The sequence below is a fragment of the Arthrobacter sp. TS-15 genome, assembly GCF_006964045.1.
Classification (GTDB): domain Bacteria; phylum Actinomycetota; class Actinomycetes; order Actinomycetales; family Micrococcaceae; genus Arthrobacter.
Genome location: NZ_SDXQ01000142.1, coordinates 1 through 1,225, shown reverse-complemented (window position 1 = coordinate 1,225; position 1,225 = coordinate 1). Strand labels below are relative to the sequence as shown.

At 69.1% G+C, this 1,225-nt stretch carries 1 protein-coding gene; it reads right to left on the bottom strand.

Annotated elements, in window-relative coordinates; genetic code table 11:
• The coding region (locus tag EU811_RS23375) for an AbgT family transporter (RefSeq protein WP_142940607.1) at positions 1 to 1,225 on the bottom strand (1,225 nt) is incomplete at both ends.

Here is a 1,225-nt window from a genome sequence, read left to right as displayed (position 1 = left end):
CGGTGAAGGTGCGGGCAGCCGACGCCGAAAGGGATGCCCAGCAGGTACCAGGCCACGAAGAACGCGACCCAGACGACCCAGACGACGGCGGCGATCGGGATCGTGAAGGAGGCCAGCGTGCCGATGCCCGCGGACTTCCGGTACTGCTGGATGAAGCCCAGGGCCATCACGAAGTACGGGCTCATCGGGGTGACGCAGTTGGTGACCGAGTCGGCGACGCGGTAGACGGCCTGGGTCGTCTCGGGCTCGATGCCGATGAGCATCAGCATGGGTACGAGGACGGGCGCGGCCAGGGCCCACAGCGCGGAGCCGCTCGTGATGACGAGGTTCATGAAGGTGATCAGCACGGCGATGCCGACCAGTACGGTCCAGCCGTCCATGTCCAGTTCGCGCAGCGTCTCCGCGCCCTTGACGGCGAGGATGTTGCCGATGTTCGTCCACTTGAAGTAGGCGAGGAACTGGGAGATCGCGAAGAACAGGACGAGGATCGGCGCCATCGAACGGGTGCCGTCGACCATCGCGGTGATGATGTCTCCGGCGGCGGAGAAGCTCCCCGTCATCCGGCCGTAGACCGTGCCGAGCACGGCGAAGAACACGCCCAGGACGAGCGCCATCCCGCCGATCAGCGGGGATTCGACGATGCCGCCGCCCTCGCCGCGCAGCGGTGAGGACGCGGGGATCATGGCCACCGCCAGGAACGCGACGAAGCCGAGGGCTACCAGCCCGGTCACGCGCAGCGCGCGGCGCTGCTGCTCGGTGACCTCGATCTCCTCCAGCTCGTCGGCGTCGAGCGCGGCGACCGGCTCGTCGGGCTCCAGGTCCGCGCGGCGGGCGAGGACCCTGTCGACGACGAGGGTGATCACCAGGGCCACCAGGACCGACGAGCCGAGCCCGAAGAAGTAGTTGGCCACCGGGGTGACGACGTAGTCCGCGTCGATGGTGTGGGCGGCGGCCGTGGAGATCCCGGACAGCAGTACGTCGGTCGTGGTGAGCGACGGGGAGGCGTCGTAACCGGCGGCGATCGAGACGTAGGCGACGACGCAGCCGAGCACGGGACTGCGGCCCGCCGCGCGGAAGACCAGGGCGCCGAGCGGGATGAGCGTGACGTAGGCGACGTCACCGGCGACATGGCTGACCATGGCCGTCATCGACAGCGCGAAGGTCAGGTACTTGCCCGGCACCCGCGCGACCATGCGGCGCAGCAGGGCGGAGAACAGTCCGCTCC